9 protein-coding genes are annotated in these 5,376 nt (G+C 68.0%); 2 read left to right on the top strand and 7 right to left on the bottom strand.

What is annotated here, in order from left to right; genetic code table 11:
- Nucleotides 1-96 precede the first annotated feature (96 nt).
- Complete coding sequence (locus RMP08_RS04060; RefSeq protein WP_310467713.1) at nucleotides 97-1,053, top strand: nitronate monooxygenase family protein; 957 nt, start codon at nucleotides 97-99, stop codon at nucleotides 1,051-1,053.
- On the opposite strand, the gene RMP08_RS04065 is transcribed toward RMP08_RS04060, so the two are convergent.
- The 4 genes from RMP08_RS04065 to RMP08_RS04080 form a co-directional block, all read right to left on the bottom strand.
- Nucleotides 1,046-1,486 carry a thioesterase family protein gene (locus RMP08_RS04065; protein WP_310467714.1) on the bottom strand — a complete coding sequence of 147 codons (441 nt, stop codon included), beginning with the start codon at nucleotides 1,484-1,486 and terminating at the stop codon, nucleotides 1,046-1,048. The two genes, RMP08_RS04060 and RMP08_RS04065, sit on opposite strands and share 8 nt — an antisense overlap.
- Nucleotides 1,480-2,613 carry an iron-containing alcohol dehydrogenase gene (locus RMP08_RS04070; RefSeq protein WP_310467715.1) on the bottom strand — a complete coding sequence of 378 codons (1,134 nt, stop codon included), beginning with the start codon at nucleotides 2,611-2,613 and terminating at the stop codon, nucleotides 1,480-1,482. Before RMP08_RS04070 ends, RMP08_RS04065 begins: the two co-directional genes overlap by 7 nt.
- 24 nt (nucleotides 2,614-2,637) lie before the next feature.
- On the bottom strand, nucleotides 2,638-3,150 hold the full coding sequence (locus RMP08_RS04075) for a DUF1465 family protein (protein WP_310467716.1): 513 nt from the start codon (nucleotides 3,148-3,150) through the stop codon (nucleotides 2,638-2,640).
- Between the two features lie 90 nt (nucleotides 3,151-3,240).
- Nucleotides 3,241-3,441 (bottom strand): DUF465 domain-containing protein, encoded by a 201-nt coding sequence (locus RMP08_RS04080; RefSeq protein ID WP_310467717.1) that lies wholly within the window; start codon nucleotides 3,439-3,441, stop codon nucleotides 3,241-3,243.
- 198 nt (nucleotides 3,442-3,639) lie between these two features.
- Between RMP08_RS04080 and RMP08_RS04085 the strand changes: the two genes are divergently transcribed.
- Complete coding sequence (locus tag RMP08_RS04085) at nucleotides 3,640-3,795, top strand: YdcH family protein (protein WP_310467718.1); 156 nt, start codon at nucleotides 3,640-3,642, stop codon at nucleotides 3,793-3,795.
- A 159-nt stretch (nucleotides 3,796-3,954) separates the two neighbouring features.
- Here the strand turns inward: RMP08_RS04085 and RMP08_RS04090 are convergent, their stop codons facing one another.
- The 3 genes from RMP08_RS04090 to dksA form a co-directional block, all read right to left on the bottom strand.
- Nucleotides 3,955-4,161, bottom strand: a complete 207-nt coding sequence (locus tag RMP08_RS04090; protein ID WP_310467719.1) for a DUF2945 domain-containing protein — start codon at nucleotides 4,159-4,161, stop codon at nucleotides 3,955-3,957.
- A gap of 76 nt (nucleotides 4,162-4,237) precedes the next feature.
- A complete protein-coding gene (locus tag RMP08_RS04095; protein ID WP_310467720.1) occupies nucleotides 4,238-4,672 on the bottom strand; it encodes a GFA family protein in 435 nt (144 codons plus the stop codon).
- A 49-nt stretch (nucleotides 4,673-4,721) separates the two neighbouring features.
- Complete coding sequence (gene dksA, locus RMP08_RS04100; RefSeq protein WP_409049767.1) at nucleotides 4,722-5,186, bottom strand: RNA polymerase-binding protein DksA; 465 nt, start codon at nucleotides 5,184-5,186, stop codon at nucleotides 4,722-4,724.
- Nucleotides 5,187-5,376: the final 190 nt, after the last annotated feature.

Raw genomic sequence — 5,376 nt, forward strand, 5'->3', positions numbered from 1 at the left:
TACGAGCCGCGCACCACGATCGACGACGGCATCCCGCGCTTCGTCGCCTGGTATCGCGACTACCATCACATTTAACCGAGCCGAGGGGACCAACCCGTGAGCCTGCCCGAGATATTCTCCACGCTGCGCCTGCCGGTGATCGGCGCGCCGTTGTTCATCGTGTCCAACCCCAAATTGGTCATCGCACAGTGCACCGCGGGGATCGTCGGCAGCTTCCCCGCCTTGAATGCGCGCCCGGCGGCGCAGCTCGACGAATGGCTGCACGAAATCCACGAGGCGCTGGCAGCCCACGACCGCGACCATCCCGAGGCCCCGGCGGCGCCGTTCGCGGTCAACCAGATCGTCCACCGCTCGAACGACCGCTTCGAGCACGACATGGAAGCGTGCGCCAAGTGGAAGGTGCCGATCGTGATCACCTCATTGGGCGCGCGCGAGGATTTGAACCGCGCGGTGCACGGCTGGGGCGGGATCACGCTGCACGACATCATCGACGACCGCTTCGCGAGGAAAGCCGTCGAAAAGGGCGCCGACGGGCTGATCGCGGTCGCCGCGGGCGCGGGCGGCCATGCCGGGCGCTGGTCCCCGTTCGCGCTGGTGCAGGAGATTCGCGCCTGGTTCGACGGGCCACTGATCCTGAGCGGGGCGATCGCCCATGGCGGCGCGGTGCTCGCGGCGCAGGCGATGGGCGCCGATTTGGCCTATATCGGCTCGCCGTTCATCGCCACCGACGAGGCGCGCGCGAGCGACGAGTATAAAGCGGGGATCGTTGCCGGGGGCGCGGCCGACATCATCAACTCCAACCTGTTCACCGGGATCAACGGCAATTATCTGCGCGCCTCGATCGAGGCCAGCGGGCTCGACCCCGACAATCTGCCGCAAGCCGGCCCCGAGGCGATGAGCTTTGAATCGGCGAGCGGGGCCAAGGCGTGGCGCGACATCTGGGGCTCGGGGCAGGGCATCGGCGCGATCGACGCGGTGCGCCCGGCGGGCGAGCTGGTGGCGCGGCTGGCCGAGCAATATGCCGCCGCCAAAGCGCGGCTGTGCACTAGCTGAGCGCGATGCTCTCGAGCGCGCTTCGCCAATTGGCCGGGATGTCTACCGGCGTCCGGCTCGCGCGATCGACCAGTACGTGCACGAACTCACCGTGCGCGGCAGCGCGCTCGGCTCCTTCGGCGAACACCCCGAGGCGGTAGCGCACGCTCGAGCGGCCGATCTCGGCGAGCGCGAGGCCGACCTCGACCGGCTGCGGGAAAGCGAGCGGCGCGGCGTAGGTGCAGCGCGTCTCGACCACCAGCGCGATGGGGTCGCCGGCGGCGATATCAAGCAGGCCGCGCTCGACCAGCCAGGCGTTCACCGCGCTGTCGAACCATTCGTAATAGACGCTGTTGTTGACGTGACCGTAGGCGTCGTTGTCGCGCCAGCGGGTGGCAAACGTGCGCCAGATACGGAAGGCGTCGCGGCCCGGCGGCGGGGGGCGGCTCACCATGCGCTCTCGTACAGGCGCAGCGCCGCGGCTTCATCGATTGCGCACGGATTGTTGATCAGCAACCGCCCCTGCTTCATCGCCTCGCGCGCCAGCTCGGGGACGTCGGCTTGGGCGATGCCGTGGGTGCGCAGGCGGAGGTCGAGGCCGCTTGCCGAGCACAATCGCTCGAGCCCGTCGATCAAAGCGCGGGCGCGGCCCTGGCTGCCGGCCCCCATGCAGGACGGATCCAGGATCGGCGCCAGCTCGGCGTATAATTCCCGCGCGGCCTCGAAATTATGCTCGAGCACGGGGCGCAGCATCAGCGCGTTGGTCAGTCCGTGGGGGAGGTGGTGAAGGCCGCCGAGCGGGTAGGCGAGGGCGTGGACGCCGCCGACCGGGGCGTTGGCGAAGGCGATCCCGGCGAGGTGCGCGCCGAGCAGCATCGCGGCGCGGGCGTGGAGGTTGGCGGGCTCGTCGAGGACGGTCAGGAGGTTGGCGCTGAGCAGGCGCAGGGCCTCTCGAGCATAAAGATCGGACAGCGGGTTCTTGAGGCGGGCCGAGGTGTAGGCCTCGACCGCGTGGACGATCGCGTCGATCCCGGTCGCGGCGGTCACCGCGCGGGGCAAGCCGAGCGTCAGGCTGGCGTCGAGCACCGCCCAGTCGGCGGTCAGCGGGCGCGCGTTGACCGCGAGCTTGGTCCCGCCGTCGCAGGTGATCACCGAAATCGGGGTCGCTTCGGAGCCGGTGCCGGCGGGGGTCGGGACGAGCAGCAGCGGCAGTCGCTGTCCGCGGGCCACATCGACGCCCCAGATCGCGTCGAGCTCGTCACCCGAGCCGAGCAAATAGGCGGCGAGCTTGGCGACGTCCATCGGGCTGCCGCCGCCGAACCCGACCACCGATTGCACTTTATGCTCGCGGCCGAGCGCGACCGCGGCGAGCAGGGTGTCGCGCGAGGGGTCGGCCTCGACTGCGTCGAACATAATCGCCTCGGGCAGCGCCGCGCGCCACTCGCCGTCGAGGCCGAGGAAAGTGATCCCGCGGTCGGTGACGAACAAAGTGGGGCCGGGGGGCAGCAGCGCGGCGGCCTCGGCGGCGCGGCCGGGTCCGGCGAGAATGTGCGGGCCGGGGTGGAAGCTGAACGGTGCCATCGCGGGTGCGACGGCTAGCGCAAATCAGGCGGAGTGGCCACCGAGGCCGCGCTCGAGCCGGCCCATCAGCGCGCGCGCCGGGCTGGGCACCGCGACATCGGCGCTGGAATGGCCTTCATCGAGGCGCTTGACGCGGGCGTAGAGGTCGGCGCTGGCGGCGATCAGGCGGCGCGCCGCGTGGGGCAGCTTGGCGACCAGCTCGAGGTCGCTGTCGGCGGCATTGCCGAGCCGCCGTTCGGGACGTCGCCCGTCGCGCAGCGGGATCTCGCCGCTCTCGATCGCGCGCTGGGTAAGCAGCCAGGCGACGATGTGCATGATGCGGGTGGTGACTTTGAGCGATTCGCAGGCGAAGCCGACCCGCTCGAACGGCTCGAGCGACGAGCGGTCGTCGCGCGCCGCCTCGTCGAAATACGATCTCGCCTCATCCGCCAGCAGCATGGCCTCGGTGTAAAAGGCATCGACCAGCCGCGGCGTGATGCGGCTTTCCGCGGCCAAATAATCGAGCGATTCGTCCATCATGGTCGAGACTGCCAGCATATCGCCGCCGTGGAAACGCCCCGTCGCGCTGATTAACCGCGTCGCGCGCGCGGCGTCCCGCGCTGGGACAGCCCGCGGCGGCCCGCTCGGTCAAGCGATGATGTCGGGAATGGCGCGGTCGGCGACCAGCTGGATCTGGTCCTTGAGCTTCAACTTGCGCTTCTTGAGCCGGGCCAGCTCGAGCTGGTCGGCGGTGCCCGCGGCGAGCAGGGCGATGATTTCCTCGTCGAGCCGGCGGTGCTCGGCCTTGAGCTGCGCCAGCTGCAGCGCGGGATCTTGGTCGTCGTTCATGGCGGGGGCCAAGCTTAGCCGAGCGCGGCTCGCGCGTCATTGGCAATCGTCGACGGCGCGGTGCGGGACGCGCGACCAGCCGCGCGGGGCGCCCGCCGAGGCGATGGCGGGATTGATGACAGGGGCGAGACAAACCGCGCGAATCGTGATTTACTGAGCGCTGCTGTCACGCGCATTCACTCGAAAGGAATGACACCGATGGACAAAGCAGTAGTCGAGGATCTCGCATCCAAGCATGCGGCGCTCCACGCCCTGATCGACGAGGAAGAGCACCGCACGCACCCCGACGAAGACCTGCTGCACCGACTGAAAAAGGAAAAATTGAGGCTCAAGGACGCCATGCTCGGGCATTAGCCCAGAGCCGTCAGGCGGCAGCGCCGGCCCGCCGCTAGGCTGTCCGGCGCCTTCCTGCCATTCGAAGTCTCCAACAAGGGTATCCGCAATCGGTTGAACCGGGCGCCGGCCGCGCCGCCGCTGTGCCGAATCAGCTTGCGCGTTCGCGGCCCACGCCACTTACTCCCGAGTCAGCACGTCCGCCTTGTGTGCGGCGCGCTTGCTCTCGTCAGTTTCGACGATGAACAGCGGATTGCCCTTGCTCGCGGCGACCTTGTGACCCTTGATCTTGGTCGGCTCGGTTTGCTTGCGGACGACCTTGCCGCGGGCTTCGCCGCCATGGCTGCTCCAACTCACGCGATCACCTCTTGACAGGGATTTGGTCATCGTCGCGCTCCTCAGCCGCTCCCCCGCACAACCGGCGGTGCGCGCCGCCGTTCCTACCGGCTTTGGGCCAGCCCGCTCAGCCTTCGGTCTGGCCAGGCGCGAGGCCGCGGGTGTCGGGGCGCAGCGCGGCGAAGCGCGGGAGGCCGTCATCGAAATCGGCCCACGGCGGCATCTCGCCGGCATAAAGGTGGAAACCGGGGGCCACCGCGGCGAGGGTGTCGAGCGTGCCCGCGGCGATGTCGATTTCGTCGGGTTGGTGGCGGACGTGGATGGTCAGCGGGGACCCGCAGCGCGCGCAAAACGAGCGCTCGCCGAATGCGGTCGACGCGAATTTTTTCACATTCTCGGCGCCTGCGGTAATCTCGAAGTCGGCGACGGGGACGGTGGTGAACACCATCCCGGGCGAGCCCGAGACGCGCTGGCACAGCCGGCAATGGCACCAGCCGCTGTCATACGGTTCGCTATTGAGCCGGTAACGGACCGCGCCGCATGCGCAGCGCCCGGTCAGCATGCGCGGGTACCAGGTTCAGCCAAGGAATATCCGACGGCCATTTCGAAGCTCAGTCGTCGCGCGAGACCTTCTCGATACGCTCGTGCTTTTCTTGGGCCTCGAGGCTCATCGTCGCGATCGGGCGGGCTTCGAGGCGGGCCAGCGAAATCGGTTCGCCGGTCACTTCGCAATAACCGTACTCGCCCTCGTACAGGCGGCGAATCGCGCAATCGATCTTGGCGATCAGCTTGCGCTGGCGGTCCCGGGTGCGAAGCTCGATCGACCAGTCGGTTTCCGATGATGCGCGGTCGGCGAGATCCGGCTCACGCAGCGAGTCAACCTGAAGCTGCGCCATTGTTGCTCGCGACTCATCGATAATGGATTCCTTCCAGTTGCGCAGCTTATGCAAAAAGTACGCCCGCTGGTGATCGGACATGAAGGGTTCTTTTTCGGAAGGCCGGTATTTCTCGGCCAGGATGAGCCGGTCGAACGGAAGCGGTTCGCCGCCGTAAAGGTCGACAAGTGCGGTCGCCATAATCCCTCCCCAACTGGGCCGTAGGAAAGGTTCGAAAACCCGTCCCGCAACCCGTACGCCCGCCTCGCTAAGCGTGACCGGGCCCGCCGGTCAGCCGGAGGCGATTACTGATGGTTTTCCCGGGACTTAAACCTGGAAAAACCGGTCATCCCCGATCGCGCCTATAATTGCGCCCAAAAGCCTTAACAAG

The sequence above is a fragment of the Sphingomonas sp. genome, assembly GCF_031426035.1.
In the GTDB taxonomy this organism is placed as follows: domain Bacteria; phylum Pseudomonadota; class Alphaproteobacteria; order Sphingomonadales; family Sphingomonadaceae; genus Sphingomicrobium.